At 61.1% G+C, this 20,397-nt stretch carries 25 protein-coding genes, 2 tRNA genes and 1 pseudogene; 15 read left to right on the top strand and 13 right to left on the bottom strand.

Going from position 1 to position 20,397, the window contains the following annotated elements:
* Positions 1 to 48 precede the first annotated feature (48 nt).
* On the bottom strand, positions 49 to 417 hold the full coding sequence (locus ACLEJW_RS08700) for a histone-like nucleoid-structuring protein, MvaT/MvaU family (protein WP_145182557.1): 369 nt from the start codon (positions 415 to 417) through the stop codon (positions 49 to 51).
* Between the two features lie 132 nt (positions 418 to 549).
* Positions 550 to 1,080 (bottom strand): hypothetical protein, encoded by a 531-nt coding sequence (locus ACLEJW_RS08695; protein WP_440777364.1) that lies wholly within the window; start codon positions 1,078 to 1,080, stop codon positions 550 to 552.
* Between the two features lie 264 nt (positions 1,081 to 1,344).
* Between ACLEJW_RS08695 and ACLEJW_RS08690 the strand changes: the two genes are divergently transcribed.
* Together ACLEJW_RS08690 and ACLEJW_RS08685 are read left to right on the top strand one after the other, a co-directional pair.
* Positions 1,345 to 1,429, top strand: a tRNA-Leu gene (locus ACLEJW_RS08690).
* Between the two features lie 109 nt (positions 1,430 to 1,538).
* On the top strand, positions 1,539 to 1,952 hold the full coding sequence (locus tag ACLEJW_RS08685) for a DoxX family protein (RefSeq protein ID WP_313300053.1): 414 nt from the start codon (positions 1,539 to 1,541) through the stop codon (positions 1,950 to 1,952).
* Here the strand turns inward: ACLEJW_RS08685 and ACLEJW_RS08680 are convergent, their stop codons facing one another.
* Entirely contained in the window at positions 1,953 to 2,147 is a 195-nt protein-coding gene (locus tag ACLEJW_RS08680) for a hypothetical protein (RefSeq protein ID WP_145182549.1), read from the bottom strand.
* 234 nt (positions 2,148 to 2,381) lie between these two features.
* Complete coding sequence (locus ACLEJW_RS08675) at positions 2,382 to 2,879, bottom strand: hypothetical protein (RefSeq protein WP_145182546.1); 498 nt, start codon at positions 2,877 to 2,879, stop codon at positions 2,382 to 2,384.
* A gap of 275 nt (positions 2,880 to 3,154) precedes the next feature.
* On the opposite strand from ACLEJW_RS08675, the gene ACLEJW_RS08670 reads away from it, so the two are divergent.
* The 3 genes and pseudogenes from ACLEJW_RS08670 to ACLEJW_RS08660 all read left to right on the top strand — a co-directional run bounded on the left by ACLEJW_RS08670 (position 3,155) and on the right by ACLEJW_RS08660 (position 5,310).
* Entirely contained in the window at positions 3,155 to 3,829 is a 675-nt protein-coding gene (locus ACLEJW_RS08670; protein ID WP_440777363.1) for a polysaccharide lyase family 7 protein, read from the top strand.
* Between the two features lie 167 nt (positions 3,830 to 3,996).
* Positions 3,997 to 4,773: pseudogene (locus tag ACLEJW_RS08665) on the top strand (PAS domain-containing protein); the annotation flags it as partial.
* A 30-nt stretch (positions 4,774 to 4,803) separates the two neighbouring features.
* Positions 4,804 to 5,310, top strand: coding sequence for a methyl-accepting chemotaxis protein (locus ACLEJW_RS08660; protein WP_256674928.1), 507 nt, complete (start codon positions 4,804 to 4,806; stop codon positions 5,308 to 5,310).
* A 63-nt stretch (positions 5,311 to 5,373) separates the two neighbouring features.
* Here the strand turns inward: ACLEJW_RS08660 and ACLEJW_RS08655 are convergent, their stop codons facing one another.
* From ACLEJW_RS08655 to sohB, 3 genes are all read right to left on the bottom strand, one after another.
* Positions 5,374 to 5,541: a hypothetical protein gene (locus ACLEJW_RS08655; RefSeq protein ID WP_178108278.1), complete on the bottom strand. Its 168-nt coding sequence runs from the start codon at positions 5,539 to 5,541 to the stop codon at positions 5,374 to 5,376.
* A gap of 131 nt (positions 5,542 to 5,672) precedes the next feature.
* Positions 5,673 to 5,746: transfer RNA gene (locus ACLEJW_RS08650), tRNA-Cys, on the bottom strand.
* A 154-nt stretch (positions 5,747 to 5,900) separates the two neighbouring features.
* Entirely contained in the window at positions 5,901 to 6,920 is a 1,020-nt protein-coding gene (gene sohB / locus ACLEJW_RS08645; RefSeq protein WP_313456317.1) for a protease SohB, read from the bottom strand.
* A gap of 195 nt (positions 6,921 to 7,115) precedes the next feature.
* Here sohB and ACLEJW_RS08640 point away from each other — a divergent pair, with 195 nt between their 5' ends.
* From ACLEJW_RS08640 to ACLEJW_RS08625, 4 genes are all read left to right on the top strand, one after another.
* Positions 7,116 to 7,826, top strand: coding sequence for a histidine phosphatase family protein (locus ACLEJW_RS08640; protein WP_145183336.1), 711 nt, complete (start codon positions 7,116 to 7,118; stop codon positions 7,824 to 7,826).
* A gap of 56 nt (positions 7,827 to 7,882) precedes the next feature.
* Complete coding sequence (locus tag ACLEJW_RS08635; protein WP_145182332.1) at positions 7,883 to 8,200, top strand: SCP2 sterol-binding domain-containing protein; 318 nt, start codon at positions 7,883 to 7,885, stop codon at positions 8,198 to 8,200.
* 182 nt (positions 8,201 to 8,382) lie between these two features.
* Positions 8,383 to 9,450, top strand: a complete 1,068-nt coding sequence (locus ACLEJW_RS08630; protein ID WP_313456314.1) for a phosphotransferase family protein — start codon at positions 8,383 to 8,385, stop codon at positions 9,448 to 9,450.
* 23 nt (positions 9,451 to 9,473) lie between these two features.
* Positions 9,474 to 10,241, top strand: a complete 768-nt coding sequence (locus ACLEJW_RS08625) for an SDR family oxidoreductase (RefSeq protein WP_313300268.1) — start codon at positions 9,474 to 9,476, stop codon at positions 10,239 to 10,241.
* A gap of 54 nt (positions 10,242 to 10,295) precedes the next feature.
* Here the strand turns inward: ACLEJW_RS08625 and ACLEJW_RS08620 are convergent, their stop codons facing one another.
* On the bottom strand, positions 10,296 to 10,646 hold the full coding sequence (locus ACLEJW_RS08620; protein WP_313300270.1) for a hypothetical protein: 351 nt from the start codon (positions 10,644 to 10,646) through the stop codon (positions 10,296 to 10,298).
* 100 nt (positions 10,647 to 10,746) lie between these two features.
* Between ACLEJW_RS08620 and ACLEJW_RS08615 the strand changes: the two genes are divergently transcribed.
* Positions 10,747 to 11,040 (top strand): RcnB family protein, encoded by a 294-nt coding sequence (locus ACLEJW_RS08615; RefSeq protein ID WP_145182299.1) that lies wholly within the window; start codon positions 10,747 to 10,749, stop codon positions 11,038 to 11,040.
* A gap of 194 nt (positions 11,041 to 11,234) precedes the next feature.
* On the opposite strand, the gene ACLEJW_RS08610 is transcribed toward ACLEJW_RS08615, so the two are convergent.
* Positions 11,235 to 11,444, bottom strand: a complete 210-nt coding sequence (locus ACLEJW_RS08610) for a hypothetical protein (protein WP_313456311.1) — start codon at positions 11,442 to 11,444, stop codon at positions 11,235 to 11,237.
* Between ACLEJW_RS08610 and ACLEJW_RS08605 the strand changes: the two genes are divergently transcribed.
* The 3 genes from ACLEJW_RS08605 (at position 11,443) to ACLEJW_RS08595 (ending at position 15,363) form a co-directional block, all read left to right on the top strand.
* Positions 11,443 to 11,835 carry a glycine zipper domain-containing protein gene (locus ACLEJW_RS08605; RefSeq protein WP_145182293.1) on the top strand — a complete coding sequence of 131 codons (393 nt, stop codon included), beginning with the start codon at positions 11,443 to 11,445 and terminating at the stop codon, positions 11,833 to 11,835. The genes ACLEJW_RS08610 and ACLEJW_RS08605 overlap by 2 nt on opposite strands.
* Positions 11,836 to 11,984: 149 nt before the next feature.
* Positions 11,985 to 13,814 (top strand): SLC13 family permease, encoded by a 1,830-nt coding sequence (locus tag ACLEJW_RS08600; protein WP_145182290.1) that lies wholly within the window; start codon positions 11,985 to 11,987, stop codon positions 13,812 to 13,814.
* Positions 13,815 to 13,938: 124 nt separating this feature from the next.
* Positions 13,939 to 15,363: a GGDEF domain-containing protein gene (locus ACLEJW_RS08595; RefSeq protein ID WP_313300282.1), complete on the top strand. Its 1,425-nt coding sequence runs from the start codon at positions 13,939 to 13,941 to the stop codon at positions 15,361 to 15,363.
* A 1-nt stretch (position 15,364) separates the two neighbouring features.
* Here the strand turns inward: ACLEJW_RS08595 and ACLEJW_RS08590 are convergent, their stop codons facing one another.
* Entirely contained in the window at positions 15,365 to 16,123 is a 759-nt protein-coding gene (locus tag ACLEJW_RS08590; RefSeq protein ID WP_145182284.1) for a sulfite exporter TauE/SafE family protein, read from the bottom strand.
* A 100-nt stretch (positions 16,124 to 16,223) separates the two neighbouring features.
* Here ACLEJW_RS08590 and ACLEJW_RS08585 point away from each other — a divergent pair, with 100 nt between their 5' ends.
* Positions 16,224 to 17,144 carry a LysR substrate-binding domain-containing protein gene (locus tag ACLEJW_RS08585; protein ID WP_440777503.1) on the top strand — a complete coding sequence of 307 codons (921 nt, stop codon included), beginning with the start codon at positions 16,224 to 16,226 and terminating at the stop codon, positions 17,142 to 17,144.
* A 116-nt stretch (positions 17,145 to 17,260) separates the two neighbouring features.
* On the opposite strand, the gene ACLEJW_RS08580 is transcribed toward ACLEJW_RS08585, so the two are convergent.
* Positions 17,261 to 17,455: a hypothetical protein gene (locus ACLEJW_RS08580; RefSeq protein ID WP_313300291.1), complete on the bottom strand. Its 195-nt coding sequence runs from the start codon at positions 17,453 to 17,455 to the stop codon at positions 17,261 to 17,263.
* 470 nt (positions 17,456 to 17,925) lie between these two features.
* Here ACLEJW_RS08580 and ACLEJW_RS08575 point away from each other — a divergent pair, with 470 nt between their 5' ends.
* The gene (locus tag ACLEJW_RS08575) at positions 17,926 to 18,705 is read left to right on the top strand and encodes a TSUP family transporter (RefSeq protein ID WP_145182275.1); all 780 of its coding nucleotides are present in this window, start codon (positions 17,926 to 17,928) and stop codon (positions 18,703 to 18,705) included.
* Here ACLEJW_RS08575 and nudC read toward each other — a convergent pair.
* Both nudC and ACLEJW_RS08565 read right to left on the bottom strand, forming a co-directional pair.
* The gene (nudC, locus tag ACLEJW_RS08570; protein WP_440777362.1) at positions 18,673 to 19,503 is read right to left on the bottom strand and encodes an NAD(+) diphosphatase; all 831 of its coding nucleotides are present in this window, start codon (positions 19,501 to 19,503) and stop codon (positions 18,673 to 18,675) included. The two genes, ACLEJW_RS08575 and nudC, sit on opposite strands and share 33 nt — an antisense overlap.
* 33 nt (positions 19,504 to 19,536) lie before the next feature.
* A complete protein-coding gene (locus ACLEJW_RS08565; protein ID WP_145182269.1) occupies positions 19,537 to 20,349 on the bottom strand; it encodes a crotonase/enoyl-CoA hydratase family protein in 813 nt (270 codons plus the stop codon).
* Positions 20,350 to 20,397 lie beyond the last annotated feature (48 nt).

Raw genomic sequence — 20,397 nt, 5'->3', positions numbered from 1 at the left:
CAGTCGACCGAGCGTGGCGGCACCGGAGTGCCACCACTGCGGGCGATATTAGCGGCTCAGCCAGGATTCGACTTCATCGGCACCGTATTCGGCTTTCCACTCTTTCAGCAGTTTGTGGTTGCCGCCTTTGGTCTCGATGATCTCGCCATTGTGCGGGTTCTTGTATTGTTTGACTTGACGAGCGCGACGCGGCGCTTTTTCTGCGCTGGCCGGTGCAGCGGCACGGCGATTGGACTGCGGGTCGAGAATATTGATGATATCGCGCAGGCTGTAGCCATAGGTACTCAGAAGATCACGAAGTTTGGTTTCGAATTCGATCTCTTTCTGCAGCTCGGAAGAACCCTTCATGGCTTCCAGTTCGGCCAGTTGTGCGGCCAGTTTCTGTTCGAGCTGACGAAATTCTGCCAGACGGGACATAATAAATCCTCAAAGTTTAGGGAAACAGGCTGATCATCCTAAAGCATCGCGCCACGAATGTCTTTAAATAAGAGCAAACGGCCAGAATAAAGGTTCGATGCAATTAGTCACACTTACATCTGCACCCCAACACTACCACTCCAGCCGCTCGGAGAACGCTGTTCGATAGCGCGTGGCAATTTGCTCGGGCACCTGTTGTATGTAACTTTTTGCGTGCGCCCGGTCGCCTCCCGTGAGGGTTTTCAAATAGCTGATCGCCTGCGCGGCGGTAGGTACACGGTTCTCGACGTTCAGGTAACGAGGTGGCAGTGCAGTCCATATCAAAGCGTCAAAGCCGCGCTCAAGCGCCCAACGGTTCAATTCATCGATACCGTCATCATCATGAACCAGCAACGTGCCGATACCGTCCTGGCGCCCTTGGGCAATTGCCTCTCGAACATGCAGCTCGGCACAAGCCTGCTGTAACGACTGTGCTGCAAGTCGGGCCCATAACATCGGCACGGGTAGCGCACTTAAACAAATAGCGGTCGCCAGTTCCTTGCCGTCGGCAACCCGCGAAAATTCAATGGGCACCACAGGGCCATCGGCATGCCACTCACCGGCGATGCTTAATTCGCCTGGCTTCCAGATAAGCGATCCCCACCCCAGACAGCCGATATGCATAAGCGCCTCCTGCAATCCTATCAGCCAAATTCAACAGACCCTTGTTGCTGAAGACCTTCAAATAACGGCGCAGTGCCATCAAGCACCGTTCTATTTCAATAGACGTGATTTGCAACGACGCATCCTGCTGCGGCGCGCTCAGTGCACCTCGAACCAAGAGCAAGAATCGACGTCGAATAGTAGCGCTGCGCGCGGCCCTTTTCCGAACGCCTAAATCGTTGATTTCTTCACGCTTTTAGGGTCTAATCAGCGGCTTCCCATCGTGCCCCGGTGGTGAAATTGGTAGACACATCGCACTTAAAATGCGCCGCTTAACGGCGTCCCGGTTCGAGTCCGGGCCGGGGCACCACCGCTTTCTCGACCTGCCAACAGCAGCGTAATCGCTGCCCAGCGAACGGCCTGCAATCCTACCTACAGCTGCTACAGTGGAAGTTATTCTCGTCCACCGGTACGCCGCCATGCGTTATTCGTTGCTCGATGGTCAACGCGATCTCTTTCTATTACTCGCCCGCTTGTTATTGATGGTGCTGTTCGTGCTGTCAGGCTGGGCCAAGCTGACAAGTTTCGAGGCAACGGTTGGCTACATGACCTCACTGGGTGCGCCAGCGCCAATGCTCGCGGCAGCGATCGCCGTGCTCATGGAATTCATCGTCGGCATCTTGCTGGTTCTGGGGTTCTACACGCGCCCCTTGGCGCTGATATTTGCCTTGTTCGTGCTGGGCACTGCGCTGCTTGGCCACCAATACTGGAATATGGTGGACCCAGAGCGGGCAGCCAACATGACGCAGTTCCTGAAGAACCTGAGCATCTGTGGCGGCCTGCTCGCCCTGGCGGTCAGCGGCCCAGGGCGGTTCTCGCTGGACCGGCGCTGATCAATCGTTCGGATCGTCATGCCAGGCTGGGTGATCGCTTTCTTCGTCGTCGAAGTCATCCAGCGACGCCTCTTCGTCCTCGACATCGTCAAGCGCACCCTGGGCATCGGGTTCGAGATCTATGCCGTCATGGAGGAATTCGTGATCGAGCAGGTGATCGTGTTCAGGTTCGTGCAGGTCATCGTCGTCGCGCATGGTGGCTCCTGGAAATCGGCAACGCTTGTATAGGCCGATCGACCTGGCGAGTCAATGCAGACAATCCCCGCTATCGCGCTTCACAGCGTACCTACATGCTTTTCACGTTTTGCTGACACTGGCCCGGGCACTCTTGCAGCGCTCCATACGTTCTTTGAACCCGCCACTTGCTGGCGGGTTTTCTTTTTTCTGCAAGCCCAGTGGCGCTTGCCGCTGGGCCTGGCTGGGCAGCCGTTACTCGACCGGCACCAGACGCTCACGCTGCGCGATCGATAAGTCATCGATCAATCCGACATTCAAGGTGCCCTCACCCGTTTGCGCCAAGGGCTGCCCCATGTCTGCCGATGCAACGTCCGGCAGCTTGTACATGGCACCGGTCAATGGATCGACGATAAGCATGCCAACCAGCCCGCCGATCAGAATGTTGCCCCAGTACCAACCGCTCAGGCTCGAATCCAGTTCGATGGTCTTGTCCGGGTAGCCTTCTTTCTTGAAGCGCAGCATGTAGGTCTGGCCGGTGAAATAACCTTTCCCTGATTTCAGCGTCACCGTGCTCGGCGTATTGCCGCTGTGCACGATCGTGCCGTTCTTGTCGGTAATTTCAAAGCTTGCGCCGGACGGAGCGCTGGATACTGCCACCGGATAGCGCGACTCGCCCACGATACTCGCGCAGCCGTTAATACCGACGACTGCGGCCATCATTGCCGCTCCCATTACCTTGCGAAATTTCATTTTACAGCTCCATTAGCGCCGTCATTGGCAGGGTCGCGCATCGACCGGGCGCGACTCTATACAAAGTGATATCACTTTGTCACTAATTTGCCACTACTTGAATTTTTCCCCGAGCGAACTACTGTACATCCATACAGTTTTGGCGCACTTTGTGCGCAGTGTGCTTCGACGCATCCGCCTGGCCATTTGCCGCAGTGCCCAGACGGATGCAGAGGAATGCATCACGGTTGGAAGGCAATCGTGCCAGGCCAATGATTTTATCGTCAGGAGTTTCTATGACCGTAAACATCAGTAATCTAACGATCACTACCCCCGTCCCAGTCTCGTCCGTGAACCCGGTTGCGCTAGAGCTCAACGGCGCCGAAGCCATCGTCCAGTTCCCCAGCGTGGTGAAGGTGCTAAGCGACGGCGCGGTGCAGTTCTCGGCCCCTACCAAAGGCGCATCGAGCAAAAGCACGCACCGCACTCGCTGCGAGTGGTCGGAAAGCCGTAACTGGACATTGGCGAGCGCTGCCGATCACTGGAATCGGCAAACCATGACATTGAGCAAAGTGAATTCAGCACAAAAGGTCGTTATCAGCCAGATGCATGTCCGGGGTGATGACAACCCTCCGGTGAAGGTGTTTTGGAACAAAGGCAAGATCACCCTGGGTTTCCGCCAGACTTATAACCAGGCCAACCCCATCAATAGCACGCTGTTGCAAGATGTGCCGCTGGGGTCCGCGTTCGAGGTGATCATCCACGTGACCGCTGCGGGCATGGTGAAGGTGACTGCCAGGTGCAATGGAGTGTCCAAGTCCTCCACTGGCCTGCAGCTGGATGATACGTGGGACAGCCATCTGTTCGAGTTTCACGGCGGCGTCTACAATCAGGTCGACTACACCGATGCGACACCGGCCGAGGATGGCTCGGTGTGCATCATCAGCGAATTGTCGCTCAGCCATGGCTGAGCCCCGCACGCACTGAAGAGCACCCCGCGAGTGGCACCGCGCGGGGTGCTTTCGATGGGGCCGATCAGGAACGTTGGCAAGGGGAAGATGTCTAGTGCTAGCGAAATGACATCAATGTCGTCCCGCTCAACATTCCATGCTGCGCCTTCATCGAGGTAACCCCCAACATGTTCAACACGTCCCTCAAGGCTCGCATCGCCGAGCTTGAACGCGAACTCGCGTGCGCGGAGCAACGCCTCGATCAAATCGCCCAGGCTGGACTTCATGTAAAGCTCAATGCCCACTATGTGGTCACCGAGTGCAACGATGCGTTCGCCGCAGCTTTAGGCTTGAGCGCCGCCCAAGTGCAAGGCAAAGCCTTGTCGCAATTGGTACCGGAGTATGTTTCAAAGTTGCCGTGCTACCGCAACTTCATGAGGGAAATACCTGCCGGGCGCCCCGTCAGCGATGAGTATCGCTATTTACGTAACGGCAAGCCGTTGGCATGGCTGCGTTTAACCTGGCATCCGCTGTGCGACGCTCAAGGAAAGTTGCTGGAAGTCATAGGGTATGGCCAGGACGCCACTCAACACATTGCCGCCGCACGGGAAAACCAGGCATTGCTCGATGCGCTGTTGCGCTCCACCGCGGTCATTCAATTTGATTTGAAAGGCACGGTGCTCGGCGTCAACCAGCAGTTTCTCGATGCCATGGGCTACCGCGAAGATCAGGTGGTGGGTAAAAGCCACCGCATGTTCTGCGATACCGATTTCAGTGCAAGCCCGGCTTACGAAGAGTTCTGGAAGACCCTCAACACTGGTCGCTATGTCAGTGGCCGCTTCCGTCGTCTGGACAGCCGCGGCGATGAAGTGTGGCTCGAGGCCAGCTACAACCCGGTCAACGATGCTGAGGGACGTCTGGTACGGGTGGTCAAGTTTGCGGCCGTGGTGACCGATCAGGTCAGACGCGAGCAAGAAGTCAGAAGCGCCGCGCAGATGGCGCTGGAAGTTTCTCGGCACACCGACCTCAGCGCCAGCAATGGCGTTTCAGTGGTAGGCCAGGCCGTACAGACCATGCAGGCGGTCAGCGAGCAGATGCAATCGGCAGCCTCCACCATCCAGGCGCTAGACAAGCAGTCGGTGCTGATCAGCTCGATTGTGCAGACCATTGGCGGCATTGCTTCGCAAACCAATCTGCTCGCACTGAACGCTGCCATCGAGGCGGCCCGGGCCGGCGAACAAGGAAGAGGCTTTGCCGTAGTGGCCGATGAGGTACGGCAACTGGCGGCGCGGACCAGCACCGCTACCGATGAAATTGTCGCCGTCGTGGCGCGCAATCAGATGCTCGCCTCTCAAGCGGTGACCGAGATCGAGAATAGCCGCACCAGCGCCGGGCAAGGGTTGAGCTTGGCGTCCCAGGCAGGCGATGCCATTAGCGGCATTCGAGCAGGCGCCCAACAAGTGGTCGATGCCGTGGGCCGGGTAAGCCAGGACCTTGGTTGATCGACCGACCTGAACGCAGCGCCGGAGATCCACCGGCGCCGTCTTCAAGCAGCGCAGCACGGATTACGATTCGCCAGAAAGCTCCACCACCAGCCTGGCCGCCTGGGCGTCATCTTCTCTATAGTGCAGGCCACCCTCTTCGTCTTCGACTTCAAACAGCACAGACAACCCTTCACGCCGCAACGCTTCGGGGATCTCATCCCCTTGTAATGTCCTGAGTGTCACAGTCATGGCATAAGTCCTCTCTGTTTTTCGAGAGACTCTGCCTTGCCAATGCGGGTTCATTACTTCGTTAAGCTGGCTAAATTTTCAGCCCACAAAGAAAAACCCCGCAGACGTTAATCTGCGGGGCTTTCGAATGGTGGAGGCCGAGGTCGGAATCGAACCGGCGTAGACGGATTTGCAATCCGGAGCATAACCACTTTGCTACTCGGCCTCAAAGTTCGGAGGTAACGGCTTACGCTTCGCTATCTCCTTGAAACACCGCTGCTTTTTCAAAGCTTGCTGCGTTTCGATGGGCGCCATTATGTCTGCATTCGAATCACCTTGCAACCCCCTGAACAGAAAAAAATTTCAGCGGGTTCAAGGTGTTAGCGCAGACGGTTGAGTTTACTCCACAGCCCCACCACCGCGTTCTCGACGCTGCCGCTCGCCGCCATGCCGATGCGCTCCTGCAAGCTCTTGCGCTCGGCGTAATGCAGGTGGAACACGTTGGCAGTACGGGCACGGCCGCTGAGGTATTCGTCGCTGGTCTGCAGTTCGTCGACGAGCTGGCGATTGAGTGCGGCGACGCCCAGCCAGACCTCGCCGGTGGCCACTTCATCGATGTGCAGCTGCGGACGATAGCGGGCGACGAAGTCCTTGAACAGCTGGTGCGTGATGTCCAGGTCCTGCTGAAACTTTTCACGGCCCTTCTCGGTGTTTTCGCCCAGCACGGTCAGTGTCCGCTTGTACTCTCCGGCAGTCAGGACTTCGACATCGATGTCGTGCTTCTTCAGAAGACGATTGATATTGGGCAATTGCGCGACCACCCCGATCGAGCCGATCACGGCGAACGGTGCGCTGATGATCTTCTCGCCGATGCACGCCATCATGTAACCGCCGCTGGCGGCGACCTTGTCGATGCACACCGTCAGCGGAATGCCAGCTTGTCGGACACGGGCCAACTGCGAGGCTGCCAGGCCATAACTGTGCACCAGCCCACCGCCGCTCTCCAGGCGCAGTACCACCTCATCACGCGGGGTCGCCAAGGTCAGCAATGCGGTGATTTCGTTGCGCAGGCTCTCGGTCGCGGAGGCCTTGATGTCGCCGTCGAAGTCGAGCACGAACACCCGGCCAGGCTCCTGAGCCTTGCCTTTTTTCTGCTTCTTTTCACCTTTGGCCTGTTGCTTGCGCAGGGCCTTGAGCTGCGCTTTGTCGAGCAAGCCGCTCTCCAGGCGCTCGCGCAGCTCTTTATAGAACTCATTGAGACGGGTGACCTGCAATTGCCCACCGGCCTTGCGCCGGCCCTTGCCGCGCAACCCGGCGAGGGCTGACAACACCACGAGAATGGCGATGACCAGGGTGGCGGTTTTGGCGAGAAAGCTTGCGTACTCGGCAAGAAACTCCACGTTGACTCCTTATGAACCTGCGCCAACCTGGCGCGAAACTGAAGCAAGCATACCGTTGCGCCCCTGCCCTCGCCAGCGCAGGTAAACGCTGGCAACACAGTTCAAACAACCTTTTCAAACGCTTGTATGTTTTTTCGTTGACAGCCTGGGTGGCGCATCCTAACCTCGCAGCAACACCCAATGCCGGATACCTCTGTGGGCAACCTCTACCTCATTCGCCATGGCCAAGCGTCCTTCGGTGCCGAGAACTACGATGTCCTCTCGCCCATCGGCGTTCGCCAGAGCCAAGCATTGGGTGCACACCTGGCCCAGCTTGACCTGCGCCTGGACCGCTGCGTCGCCGGTGATCTGCGCCGCCAGCAAGACACCGCGCAGCATGCGCTGCAAGCCATGCACGCGGCAGGGGTGGCGGTGCCGGCCATTGAGACCGATGCAGCGTTCAATGAGTTCGACGCCGACGGCGTCATTCGCGCGCTGCTGCCGGGGCTGCTGGCCGAGGAACCCAATGCGCGGGAAATCCTGCGCAATGGCGCGCACAATCGTAGCGAATTTCAACGGTTGTTCGCCGTGATGGTGCAGCGCTGGCACGCCGGCGATCATGCCGATGACGGCCTGGAAACCTGGCAAGCGTTCACCGCCCGTGTCCAAACCGGCCTCCAGCGGCTGCTCGACGCCGCCAGCAGTGGCGGAAATATCGCCGTGTTCACCTCCGGCGGCACCATTGCCGCCCTGCTCCACCTGGTTACCCGAATCACGCCAGCACAGGCATTTGCGCTGAACTGGCAGATCATCAACACGTCGTTCAGCCAGCTCAAGTTTCGCGGCCGCGACGTGGCCCTGGCTTCCTTCAACTGCCAAGCCCATGTGCAGCTGTTGAAGGCGCCGGAGCTCATCACCTTTCGCTGAGCCCGGCCTGTTTTGTCCCTGCGGGGATATCACCATCACTCAATAAGGAATGCACCATGACCTCCGTAGCCGATGCCGTGAAAAAGATGCAAGAGAAGTTCAACCCGTCCGCTGCTGAAGGCCTGGACCTGGTGTTCGGCTTCAACATCACCGACGAAGACAAGCACTATGCGCTGATCGTCAAAGATGGCACCTGCGACCTGCAAGAGGGCGAAAACCCCGATGCCAACTGCACCCTGGTCATGGACAGCGAAACCCTCAAGGGTATCGTCAGCGGTGAAACCGACGGCATGCAGGCGTTCATGAGCGGCAAGCTGCGCGTGGAAGGCGACATGATGCTGTCGATGAAGCTCAGCGAGTTGTTCCCGGCCTGAGGCAGGCCCAGCCCCCGAGTGCGAACCGAAGCCTGAGCGGCTTCGGTTTTTTTTTGCGCGCCATTCGGGCCAGTGATCGGCCTGCAACACCAAGGTCTATGGGGTACTTGGCACGCTTGTCCCACCGGCTGCAGCCCATTAGATTAACCAATAGTCCTTGCAAGAGATAATAAGGAAAACGCATGACGCTCACCGACCAGTCCACCCAGGTACGCCCCGGCGAAGAACTCGACGCGGCCGTCATCGACCCTTACCTCAAAAGCCGGATCCCGGGCCTTACCGGCAGTCCGTCGATCACCCAGTTTCCGGGCGGGGCGTCGAATCTGACCTACCTGGTGAGCTACCCTGAGCAAGACTTCGTCCTGCGCCGCCCGCCCTTTGGCCACAAGGCCAAGTCGGCCCACGACATGGGCCGGGAATTTCGCATACTCAATCAGCTCAACAACGGCTTCCCCTATTGCCCCAAGGCTTATGTGCACTGCACCGACACGTCGCTGATCGGGGGCGAGTTCTATGTCATGGAGCGGGTCAACGGTGTGATTCTGCGCTCGGACATCCCTGCAGAGCTGGGGCTGGATGCGCAGCGCACCGAAGCGTTGTGCAAAAGCTTCATCGACCGATTGGTCGAGCTGCATCAGGTGGACTATAACGCCTGCGGCCTCGCGGACCTGGGCAAGCCTGAAGGCTACGTGCAGCGCCAGATCGAAGGCTGGACCAGCCGCTACCAGAAGGCCCTGACGCCGGATGCCCCGCTTTGGCAACAGGTCATTGCCTGGCTCAACCGGAAGATGCCGGCCGACCATCCGCGCCCGGCCATCGTGCACAACGACTATCGCTTCGACAACGTGATTCTCGATGCCGATAACCCCATGCGCATCATCGGCGTGCTGGACTGGGAGATGGCTACCCTTGGGGATCCACTGATGGACCTGGGCAATAGCCTCGCCTACTGGATCGAAGCCGCTGATCCAGCGCCCGTGCAACTGATGCGCCGCCAGCCGAGCAATGCGCCAGGCATGCTCAGCCGCCGCCAGTTCGCCGATTACTACGCCGAGCGTGCCGGCATCAACATCGACAACTTCGATTACTACTACTGCTATGGCCTGTTCCGCCTGGCCGGCATCGTGCAACAGATCTACTACCGCTACTACCACGGCCAAACCCAGGACAAGCGCTTCGCCCAGTTCATCCAGATGAACCGGTTGCTCGAGCAGATGAGCCTGCAGGTCATCGACACGTCCACGCTTTGATGCCAGACCAAAAGGAAACCCGCATGTCCAAGACCCAACTGTTCGACCTCGAGGGCAAGATCGCCTTCGTCTCCGGCGCCAGCCGTGGCATCGGCGAGGCCATCGCGCACCTGCTGGCCCAACAGGGCGCTCATGTGATCGTCTCCAGCCGCAAGCTCGAGAGCTGCCAACACGTCGCCGAGGCGATCGTCGCAGCCGGCGGCAAGGCCACCCCGGTGGCCTGCCACATCGGTGAACTGGAGCAGATCCAGCAGGTGTTTGCCGGTATCCGCGAGCAGTTCGGCCGCCTGGACATCCTGGTCAACAATGCCGCCACCAACCCTCAGTTCTGCAACGTGCTGGACACCGACCCCGGGGCTTTCCAGAAGACCGTCGACGTGAACATTCGCGGCTACTTCTTCATGTCTGTGGAAGCCGGCAAGCTGATGCGCGAAAACGGCGCAGGCAGCATCATCAACGTCGCCTCGATCAACGGTGTCACCCCTGGTCTGTTCCAGGGCATCTATTCGGTGACCAAGGCAGCAGTGATCAACATGACCAAGGTATTCGCCAAGGAATGTGCGCAGTTTGGCATCCGCTGCAACGCCCTGCTGCCAGGCTTGACCGACACCAAGTTCGCCTCAGCCCTGGTCAAGAACGACGCCATCCTCAATGCCGCGCTGCAACAGATCCCGCTCAAGCGGGTGGCCGATCCCAAGGAGATGGCCGGTGCCGTGTTGTACCTGGCCAGCGACGCCTCAAGCTATACCACCGGCACAGCGCTCAACGTCGATGGCGGTTTCCTCTCCTGACGCGTGGCATGGCGAGGGCGCTGCACGGGCCGCGCCCTCGCCTGCAATGAGGGGTTACAAGCAGGTCGCTGCTGCAGCACGGCGCTGCAAGGCCATGCTGTCGTTGTGCTGGGCGTAATAATCGACACGGGTACCACCGGCCTGCTCGTACACATCGACGAACGTCTCAGCCTCGCGGGTATACACGGTAACGCCGCCCTGTTCGCGCGCCTGCAGGTACGCCCCAGCGTCGTCGCCAAACACCTCGTCCCGCTGCCAGCTGAACTGGATGCACTGGGCCACCAATTGCGGCGCCTTGCGCGAATCGAGCTGCGCCGTCGGCTTGCCGGCGCGGGCCGCCTCCATGGTGGCGCTGGCGCAACCGGCCAACATCAGCGCTGCAACCACCGGCACAATCGCTCGCATGTTCGTTCCTCGGAAAAAAAGAAAGCGACTCTAGCACCGCAAAGGAATTGTCCCAAGCTGCTTGCTGTCGCATTAACAGATGCCAACCAAGGAAATCGTCATGAAAGCCAAACATCTGTTGCCTGCCCTGCTGTTCGCCGCCCTGCCCATGGTGACCATGGCGGCGCAATCCACCGAAGAGACCGTGTCCGGGCCTGAGACCCACAACCGCGAGTTGAAAAAGGGTGACAAGGCGCCGGATCAATACAAACGCAAGGAAAGTGCCGTTACCGACTGGAAAGCCAAAGGGCTGTCGGCACCTGAGAAAGAAAGCCAGTGGGTGAAGATGGGCTCGCAGTACGTGCTGGTCCAGACCACTAATGGCGTCGTGCTGGACATCCACCCTTCGCACTGATTGGCCTTAGCCAACACTCAAGCAGACAAAGCCGCAGCCGCCCATCGCGTTGCGGCTTTTTTTCGTCTGCAAAGGAAACCAAATGGATCGATTCCAGTCTCAGCAAGTGCCCGGTAAACCTTTGTAGATCAAGGACCTGTATCGTGACCGTTCGCCTTGCAAGTTTTTCGCTGATGGCCGCTTTTGTGTTGCTCTCAGGCTGCTCCCACCATCACCATCGTGACGACGGGGGTTGGCGCGATGATGATCGCGGCCACCGTCACCATCACCGCCACGACCGCGACGACGATGACCATCGCCAATGGCGCGGTGACCGTTACTCGCGTTGATGCCGTTGTCCTGAATTGACCTGCCGCGCCACGGCCCGGCGCTTCTCCTGATGTTTCACCCGAGGTTCTCATCATGCGTCTGACTCTTCCTTCCCTTGCCCTAGGCCTGCTGCTCAGCCAGGGCGCTTTGGCCGGTGACGGCACTGCCGCCATTGGCGGCGGCCTGGGCGGCGTGCTGGGCAATGTCGTCGGCCAGCAAATGGGCGGCCGCACAGGTGCGGCGATTGGCGCCGGCGTCGGTGGCGCAGCCGGCAGCGCAGTCGCTGCACGCAAGGGCAACCGTACCGAAGCCGCTTTGGGCGGCGGCCTGGGTTCAGCGGGCGGTTCGTTGCTCGGCGGCGCGGTCGGCGGCAAGACCGGCTCCACTGTGGGCGCGGGCCTGGGCGGTGCTGCCGGGGGTGCGCTGGGCAACCATTATGGCGACAACAATGGCGGCAAAAAGCACCGCCGTCATCGCCACCGTTGATTCCAGCCAGGAACGGGCCGCACTGCGGCCCCTATCGCAAGGCAAATACGTAAAACCTGCAACACATCAACACCGCCTTCACTCCACCCAGTCACACTGGGCTGCTACTGTCTTTCGTGCCCCTTTGAGTGAAGGAACACCGCCTCCCCATGAACCAGGAATTGCTCTGGGTCCTCGGCCTGCTGGCCGTGGTCGTCACCCTGTTCGTCATCAACCGTCCGCGCATGGACGTCGTCGCCCTGCTGGTGATCCTGGTGTTGCCAGTGTCCGGCGTGCTCACTGTCGAGCAAGCGTTGGCCGGCTTCAGCGACCCCAACGTGGTGCTGATCGCCGCGCTATTCGTGATTGGCGAGGGCCTGGTGCGCACGGGCATCGCCTTGCGCATCGGCGACTGGATGAGTGAACGCGCCGGCAACAGCGAAGCGCGGCTGCTGGTGCTGCTGATGGTCTCGGTCGCCGGCCTGGGCTCGGTGATGAGCTCAACGGGCGTGGTGGCGATCTTCATCCCGGTGGTACTGAGCATCGCCGCGCGCCTGAAGCTGTCACCCAGCCGCTTGATGATGCCGCTGAGCTTCGCCGGCCTGATCAGCGGCATGCTCAGCCTGGTCGCCACCCCGCCGAACGTGGTGGTGCACAGCGAGCTTGTGCGCCATGTCGGTTCAGGGTTCGGCTTTTTCAGCTTCACCCCGTTTGGCCTGGTGGTGCTGGTGTTGGGTATCGCCTACATGCTGATGACCCGCCACTGGCTCAATGGCGAGGTGCGCAAGGACGGCCGGGTGGAAAGCCGTCGCACCCTGCTCGACCTGGTGCTCGACTACAAGCTCAAAGGCCGCGAACGGCGGCTGCGCATTCGCCCGCAGTCGCCGTTGATCGGCCACAGCCTGGGCGAGCTTGAATTGCGCACCCGGCATGGCGCCAACGTGATCGGCATCGAGCGCCAGCACAAGTTCACCACCCGGGTGATCAGCGCCGATCGCAGCACCGTGCTGCATCAGGGCGATGTGCTGTTGCTGGACCTGTTTGCCAAGCAGGACAACCTGCGCAGCCTGTGCCAAACCATGCACCTGGAGCCGTTGCACTTCAAGGCTGCCTATTTCATCGACCAATCCCAGGAGCTGGGCATGGCCGAAGTGTCGTTGCCGCCAGGCTCGCAACTGATCGGCAAGAGCATCCTGGAGCTGACCTTCCGCAGCCGCTACGACCTCAACGTGGTGGGCCTGCGCCGCGATCAAGAGGCCATCGACCAGCAGCTGGTCGAGGAAAAACTGCGCCTTGGCGATACATTGCTGGTGGTGGGCCCATGGAAGGCGATACGCCAGCTGCAGGCCCAGGCGAAAGACTTTCTGGTGTTGAGCCTGCCAGCTGAAATCGATCAAGTAGCCCCTGCGCGCAGGCGTGCGCCACAAGCCCTGGCCAGCCTGGCGATCATGGTGGTGTTGATGGTCAGCGGCGTCGTGCCCAACGTCATCGCAGCGCTGCTGGCCTGCCTGCTGATGGGCGCCGGCCGCTGCATCGACATGAACAGCGCTTACCGCGCCATCCATTGGCAGAGCCTGTTGTTGATCGTCGGTATGCTGCCCTTCGCCCAGGCGTTGCAGAAAACCGGCGGCATCGACTTGGCGGTCAGCGCTCTGGTCAGCCTGCTGGGCACAGCCGGGCCTACGGCAATCCTGGCCTGCCTGTTCGCGGTGACGGCGGTGATTGGCCTGTTCATCTCCAATACCGCCACGGCGGTACTGATGGCGCCGATCGCCATCAGCACGGCCACGCAGTTGGGCATGTCGCCCTACCCGTTCGCCATGACGGTGGCGCTGGCCGCTTCGGCGGCGTTCATGACCCCGGTGTCGTCGCCGGTCAACACCCTGGTACTGGGGCCTGGACAGTACCGCTTCGCTGACTTCGTCAAAATCGGCGTGCCGTTCACCTTGCTGGTGATGGCGGTCACTGTGGTCATGGTGCCATGGATGTTCGGCCTGTAGACGTTGCCCAGGTGCGTGGGCGTACCTGCGATCAGGGCAGATTGACATCAAGCACTGGGTGCCAACACACTAAGGCGTCATTGACCCAGGTGCCCCTCGCCGTTGTCCTGGATTTCGTTTCCGCTTGTCGGTCGAGCCTATGGTGTTTCCAGTCCAATCGCGTGTGTTGTCAGGTGTTGCCCTGTTCGGTCTGACCTTTGCCCTGAGCCTGGGCGGCATTCTCGCGCGGCCGATCGAGTCGCTGTCACTGTTCTGGCCGGTCAATGCGGTTCTTGCTGGTATCCTGCTGCGCTACCCTCGGCATGCCGGGCCGATGAGCCTCGGGATGATCTGGCTGGCGATGGTCAGCGCCGATCTTGCCTGCGGTAGCGCCTGGCCACCCGCGCTGTGGTTCAACCTGTGCAACCTGGGCGTGGTGGTAACCGCATGGTGGCTACTGTCACGCCTGCCCCGTCGGCACCAGCGCATGCGCACGCCGCAGGGGGTGCTGAGCGTGTTCGCAGCCTGTGCGGCCGGTGCCATGGTCGCCGCCAGCCTAGCCTGCGCGATGGCCGCGCCGTGGTTCGACAAGTCGTTGCAAGCCACGTGGCTTGCCTGGTTCAGCGAGCAATTTTCCACCAGCGTGCTGGTGTTGCCGGTGCTGCTCACCGCCCCGTCGACCCGCGTCGTGCTACGCAGTAATGCCCACGCCATCCGCCTCTGGCCGTTGCTGGTGCTGCTGGCTTCGCTGGCGGTGAGCATCGGCTTCGGCGGCCCAGGCGCCATCGCCTTCCCTATCGCTGCGCTGCTCTGGTGCGCTTGGACCTATTCACCGTTTCTGGTTTCGCTGCTGGCGCTGACTGCGGGTAGCACGCTGATCGTGGCAGTGGCGCAGAACCTCATGCATTTCAGCGTGCCGCAGAGCGAACCTGGCGTGACCACCTTGATGTCGGCGCGCCTGGGCATCGCCATGTTGGTGCTCGGGCCACTGGTGGTCGCTTGTGTCAGCCAGGCCAATCGCAGCCTGGTGGCCCGCCTGGGCCGCCAGGCCAACATCGATCACCTGACCGGGCTGCTCAGCCGTAGCGCCTTCACCCGCCGCGCCTGCGCCTTGCTGGACAGCCGCGCGCAGCACGGCCCACGGCTGCCGCTGACCTTGATGATGCTCGACATCGACCACTTCAAGGCGATCAACGATCGGCACGGGCACGCCACCGGCGACCTGGTCCTGCGCCAGTTCGCCCGTACCCTGCAGGCTCAGCTGCACGACGACGAGCTGGTGGCGCGCCTGGGTGGCGAAGAGTTCGTGATCGTGCTGCCTGGGCTTGCGCCCGAGCATGCTCACTTCACCGCCGATCGCTTGCGTCGCGCCGTTCAGGAGTTGCATGCGACGCAACATGATCCGCGCTTGCAGATCACCGTCAGCATCGGCCTGGCCGGCTGCGAAGCGCACGAAACAGCACCGAGCCTGGATGAGCTGCTGGCCCAGGCCGACCAGGCCCTGTACCGGGCGAAGGCGCGCGGTCGCAATCGCGTGGAGCAGGCCGAACGTGAGCGCCAGGCGATCTGAGTCAAGCCAGCAGGTCCCACGAGAGTTTGGCGATCAACACACACAGCAGCAGCAAAAACAGCCCACGCACGAAACCTGCGCCCTTGCGTACGGCCAACCAGGTGCCGGTCAGCGCGCCCAGCACGTTGCACACAGCCATGGGCAGGGCAATGGCGTAGAGCACATTGCCGGAAGGGATGAAGAACACCAATGCAGCAAGGTTGGTGGCGATGTTCACCACCTTGGCCGACGCCGAGGCGTGCAGGAAATCCAGCGCGAAGAAGCGGATGAACAGGAAGATCAGAAAGCTGCCGGTGCCTGGGCCGAACAACCCGTCGTAGAAACCGATGGCCGCGCCGATCAGTACCGCCAGGCATTGCTGCTTGCGGCCGACCGTCTGCGGCGTGTGCAGGGTGCCGAAGTCTTTCTTGAGAAAGGTGTAGATGGCCATGACCACGATCAACACCAGTACCGCCGGGCGCATCACACTTGGCGGTACCAGCGAGACCGTCGCCGCACCGACGAACGACATGACGAAGGCACTGAGCGCGGCAGGCAGGATCAGGCCCCAGTCCAAGGTGACCTTACGGATGAACGCGCGCGCAGCGAACGCTGTGCCACAGACCGATGCCAGCTTGTTGCTGCCCAGCAACGCTGCCGGTTGCGCACTGGGCAGGACGTTGAACAGCGCCGGAATCTGAATCAGCCCGCCTCCGCCGACTGCGGCATCGATCAAGCCGGCGGCAAAAGCGAAGAGGGAAAGAACGACGATATCCATCATGGGGCGATTCCTGGCAGCGAAAACAAGCTGCAAGGCTAATCAAAACAACGCCGCTGTGTTGAAATGCCACATTGCGAAAACTGCAATGAGGAAACTGCGTGTGGCGTTGGACATGTTGCGTGAAATCCAGGCGTTCGTCAGCGTTGCGCACAAGCGCAGCTTCGTCACCGCAGCCCGTGCGCTGGGCCGCTCACCGAGCGCCGTGACGCGCGCGGTGCAAGCCTTGGAGGAGAATAGCGGCTGCACGCTGCTCAACCGCAGCGCCAATGCCGTCACCTTGACCGAAGCGGGCGAGCGCCTGCTGCCCCATGCCGAGCGCTTGCTCGATGTGCAACGCGACGCCGCCGATGAGCTGGCCGCCCTGAGCGGCAGTGCGCAAGGCTGGATACGCTTCGCCGCCCCCCAGGTGCTGGCTGAGCAGATTCTGCCCAAGGTGTTGGCCAGCTTCAGCCAGCGCCACCCGCAGGTCATCCTCGACGTGCAATACAGCGATGCGAGCGTGGACCCCTTGCAGGGCAAGTTGGATTTCGTGATCCGTGGCGCCTTTCCACAGTCAAGCGAACTGATCGGCTATCCGCTCTGGCGTTATCGCCGCCATCTGTACGCCAGCCCGGCCTACATCGCTCGGGCCGGCAAGCCCGACCACCCCGAGCAATTACCCGGCCATGCGTTGATTCTGCACACCGCACCACGCATTCTCAAAGCCTGGCACTTCTGCCGCAACGGCCAGATCAGCAGCCTGCGGCCACATCCGCGCTTGCGCCTGGGCACGGGCGATGCGGTGTATCACAGCGCCCTGGCAGGCGCCGGAATCGCGCGCCTGGCTGACTGGATCGCCGAGCCACAGGTGCAGGCAGGACGCCTGGTGCGGGTGTGCGCGGATTATCGGCTGACCTCAAGCACGGGCGCAGACCCGCAGATGCATGCGGTCTACCCAAGCGCTGAACTGCCAGCGCGGGTACGTGAGCTGCTACTGGCGTTGCGCCAGGCCGGCAGTGTTGCAACTGCGCAGACCGGCTAAACGCTGCTCAAAATCTGTCCAATTTGACAGAGCCCGCAACGCTATTGGCCTTCAGCACTTTATCCACAGACCTACCCACGTTTTTTGTGGACAGATTTCCCCGCGCAATGAAGGACTTATCGCACATGCAGCAGCGCGTTGTTCGCTGCTCTGACCAGCTCGACCCATTCCTGAACAGTGATCGTCCCGGCCTGCTCCAATGCCTCGGCACTGCGCAATGCCTGATCGTACTGGGCCTCCTCCAGGATGCCTTCGCTAAGGAAACGGCTGCGCCACTCCAACATCGCTGAAGTGCCTTTCTTGCATTCCATCTATGTACAGACTCCCAAGGCAAAAGACCGGCTCGCCGCCGCGACCCATTATGACGCGCCCGGGAGACTACACGAGGCTTTGACGATTGAGAATGACCGGCTTCGACCACTAGTCCAGCGGTACGGCCTGGCGCGCAGGCTGGCAAACAGGGCCCGTCTGCGGAGGAGACGGGCCGGCGGGCGTGCTGCAGCTCAACCCGGGGGAATGGTACCCAACAGGCCGATCAACACGGTTAACAGTAAAAAGCCACCTAGAAACAGCGCAAGCTTGCCCATCGGAACCTCTTCAGTGTGATAGCAGGGTTGACACTATTGTCGGCGACACACTGATACGGTTACAGATGCAGCTACACGATAAAAAACCGGATCAGATGCGCTGCGCTGGCAGACGGACGCTGCCGGCATTACCATGTGCCGCCTCCAGCGCGGCGTTTTGCCGCATGCCCTGCCCTTCGCTTGCCAGGCCCCCCATGCCTTTCGAACTCACCGTTGAACCGCTTACCCTGCTGATTCTGGCGCTGGTCGCCTTCGTTGCCGGCTTCATCGATGCCATTGCCGGTGGCGGTGGCCTGTTGACCACCCCTGCCCTGCTCACGGCCGGCATGCCGCCACACCTGGTGCTCGGTACCAACAAGCTGAGCTCGACGTTCGGTTCGGCCACCGCCGGCTTCACCTACTACCGGCGCAAACTGTTCCACCCCGCGCAGTGGCGCCCGGCGCTGTTCGGCACGTTGATCGGCGCCCTGATCGGCGCGGTGGTCGCCCACTACATGCCCGCCGAATGGCTGAACAAGATGCTGCCGGTGATCGTGTTCGCCTGTGGTGTCTATCTGCTGTTTGGCGGCACCCCGAAAGCACCGGTGGATGCCGACGTGCCCATCGGCAAGAAGTGGCAACTGCCCCAGGGTTTCACCCTGGGGTTCTATGATGGCGTGGCGGGGCCAGGCACCGGCGCGTTCTGGACGGTGAGCACGCTGCTGCTCTACCCCATCGACCTGGTTCGCGCCAGCGGCGTTGCCCGCAGCATGAACTTCGTCAGCAACATCGCCGCGCTGACGGTCTTCGTCATCTCCGGGCAGGTCGACTACATCGTCGGCCTGTGCATGGGTTTGTCAGTGATGGTCGGTGCGTTCTTCGGCGCCCGCACGGCAATCAGTGGCGGCAGCAAGTTCATCCGCCCCGTGTTCATCACCGTGGTGCTGGCCCTGACCGTGCGCCTAGCGTGGCAGCACTGGTTCGGCCAGGCCTAAGCGGCGGGCTACGTAGAGGTCGATCAGATAACGGGCGATCGATCGCCCCGCTGGCAATGGCGGCAGGTCATGGACGCTGAACCACTGGGCATCCTCGATTTCGTCCGGCTGCATGACGATTTCGCCGCCGGCATATTCAGCATGGAAACCGAGCATCATCGAATGCGGGAACGGCCAGCACTGACTGCCAACGTACTGGATGTTGCGCACCTCTACCGCCACTTCTTCGCGCACCTCGCGCACCAGGCAATCCTCGGCCGACTCGCCGGGTTCGGCAAAACCTGCCAGGGTGCTATATACCCCTGAGACAAAGCGCGGCGAGCGCGCCAGCAGGATCTCGTCACCCCGGGTCACCAGCACGATCATGCTAGGCGAGATACGCGGGTAGCTGCGCAGATCGCACGCCTGGCAATGCATCGCGCGCTCCCAGCGGATCTGCGTCATGGCCTGGCCGCAACTGCCGCAGAAACGATGTTCGCGCGCCCAGGTGCCGATCTGCGCGGCGTAGCCGAGCACAATATAGGTGTCGAAATCGCCTTCGAGCATGAACGCGCGCAAGCCGCGCCAGCTGCAGCCAGGCACGTCAACTGCGTTGCGCAGCTCGAGCAGGAACACCGGTTCACCGTCGAAGTGACCGATGCCATGCTCGCACAACACCTCGAGCGCCTGGCGCTTGAGCCATTCACGGGGGAACAGCGCGCCATTGGCATCAACCAGAAAACCTTCTGGGCTGCGCGCCACGGCCAGCCCACCGGCAAGCTGTGGGTCGAGTACTGCGGTGCTCCAGCGAGCTGACATATCAGGGGTTCCTTGAATGCGCCCGCGACCCGGTCAGTCGGCGAACGTCGGTTTCTGTTTGCTCATGTGTGCGGCCACGGCCACCCGCAAGTCTTCCGATTGCAGCATGGCGGCGTTCCAGGTGGCGATGTAGTCCAAACCATCATCGATCCGGTGGTCGCGCATGTAACTGAGCAGCTGTTTGGTACCCGCCACGGCGATGGGTGATTTTGCGGCAATCTCGCGGGCGATGGCAAAGACGCCGTCGAGCAAGGCTGCGTGATCAGCATACACGCGGTTGACCAAGCCAATACGCGCCGCCTCTTCAGCCTGCACGGTGCGCCCGGTGAACGCCAATTCGCGCATGATGCCGTCGCCGATGATGCCAGGCAAACGTTGCAGGGTGCCGACGTCGGCGGCCATGCCCATGTCGATCTCCTTGATCGAGAACTGCGCATCTTCGCTGCAATAGCGCATGTCGCAGGCCGAGATCAAGTCGATGGCGCCGCCGATACAGTAGCCCTGCACCGCTGCCAGGACCGGCTTGCGGCAGTCGGCCACGGCGCTGAAGGAGGCCTGCAGGCGCTGGATGGTCTTGCGCAGCAAGCGCGCATTGCGACCAACATCCTTGCCCATTTCACCGGCCAGCGAGGCCAGCATCATCAGGTCGATGCCCGCCGAGAAGTGCTTGCCGGCGCCGCTGATCACGACTGCGCGCACGGCATCGAGGTCATCGATCCACCGGAAGATGGCGATGATTTCCTCCCAGAAGGCGCCGTTCATGGCGTTGATCTTCTCAGGGCGGTTGATCTGCACGTGGGCGATGTTGTCGGTCAGGTCGACCTTGAACGCGGTGTACTCGGTCACAGGCGGCGCTCCTCTGCGGATGATTGGCACGGCCGATGGTAACCCAGG

The sequence above is a fragment of the Pseudomonas sp. SMSB3 genome (assembly GCF_052041965.1).
GTDB lineage: Bacteria > Pseudomonadota > Gammaproteobacteria > Pseudomonadales > Pseudomonadaceae > Aquipseudomonas.
This window is presented reverse-complemented; position numbering and strand designations above follow the sequence as displayed.

Excerpts from the sequence above, each read along its gene's own strand:
- ACLEJW_RS08670 (WP_440777363.1), top strand. The coding sequence starts at position 3,155 with ATGACCGTAAACATCAGTAATCTAACGATCACTACCCCCGTCCCAGTC.
- ACLEJW_RS08605 (WP_145182293.1), top strand. The coding sequence starts at position 11,443 with ATGCGTCTGACTCTTCCTTCCCTTGCCCTAGGCCTGCTGCTCAGCCAG.
- ACLEJW_RS08580 (WP_313300291.1), bottom strand. The coding sequence starts at position 17,455 with ATGGAATGCAAGAAAGGCACTTCAGCGATGTTGGAGTGGCGCAGCCGT.
- ACLEJW_RS08655 (WP_178108278.1), bottom strand. The coding sequence starts at position 5,541 with ATGACTGTGACACTCAGGACATTACAAGGGGATGAGATCCCCGAAGCG.
- ACLEJW_RS08630 (WP_313456314.1), top strand. The coding sequence starts at position 8,383 with ATGACGCTCACCGACCAGTCCACCCAGGTACGCCCCGGCGAAGAACTC.
- ACLEJW_RS08590 (WP_145182284.1), bottom strand. The coding sequence starts at position 16,123 with ATGATGGATATCGTCGTTCTTTCCCTCTTCGCTTTTGCCGCCGGCTTG.
- ACLEJW_RS08695 (WP_440777364.1), bottom strand. The coding sequence starts at position 1,080 with ATGCATATCGGCTGTCTGGGGTGGGGATCGCTTATCTGGAAGCCAGGC.
- ACLEJW_RS08620 (WP_313300270.1), bottom strand. The coding sequence starts at position 10,646 with ATGCGAGCGATTGTGCCGGTGGTTGCAGCGCTGATGTTGGCCGGTTGC.
- ACLEJW_RS08625 (WP_313300268.1), top strand. The coding sequence starts at position 9,474 with ATGTCCAAGACCCAACTGTTCGACCTCGAGGGCAAGATCGCCTTCGTC.
- ACLEJW_RS08575 (WP_145182275.1), top strand. The coding sequence starts at position 17,926 with ATGCCTTTCGAACTCACCGTTGAACCGCTTACCCTGCTGATTCTGGCG.
- ACLEJW_RS08600 (WP_145182290.1), top strand. The coding sequence starts at position 11,985 with ATGAACCAGGAATTGCTCTGGGTCCTCGGCCTGCTGGCCGTGGTCGTC.
- ACLEJW_RS08680 (WP_145182549.1), bottom strand. The coding sequence starts at position 2,147 with ATGCGCGACGACGATGACCTGCACGAACCTGAACACGATCACCTGCTC.
- nudC (WP_440777362.1), bottom strand. The coding sequence starts at position 19,503 with ATGTCAGCTCGCTGGAGCACCGCAGTACTCGACCCACAGCTTGCCGGT.
- ACLEJW_RS08610 (WP_313456311.1), bottom strand. The coding sequence starts at position 11,444 with ATGATGAGAACCTCGGGTGAAACATCAGGAGAAGCGCCGGGCCGTGGC.
- ACLEJW_RS08675 (WP_145182546.1), bottom strand. The coding sequence starts at position 2,879 with ATGAAATTTCGCAAGGTAATGGGAGCGGCAATGATGGCCGCAGTCGTC.
- ACLEJW_RS08700 (WP_145182557.1), bottom strand. The coding sequence starts at position 417 with ATGTCCCGTCTGGCAGAATTTCGTCAGCTCGAACAGAAACTGGCCGCA.
- ACLEJW_RS08635 (WP_145182332.1), top strand. The coding sequence starts at position 7,883 with ATGACCTCCGTAGCCGATGCCGTGAAAAAGATGCAAGAGAAGTTCAAC.
- ACLEJW_RS08685 (WP_313300053.1), top strand. The coding sequence starts at position 1,539 with ATGCGTTATTCGTTGCTCGATGGTCAACGCGATCTCTTTCTATTACTC.
- ACLEJW_RS08615 (WP_145182299.1), top strand. The coding sequence starts at position 10,747 with ATGAAAGCCAAACATCTGTTGCCTGCCCTGCTGTTCGCCGCCCTGCCC.
- ACLEJW_RS08660 (WP_256674928.1), top strand. The coding sequence starts at position 4,804 with ATGGCGCTGGAAGTTTCTCGGCACACCGACCTCAGCGCCAGCAATGGC.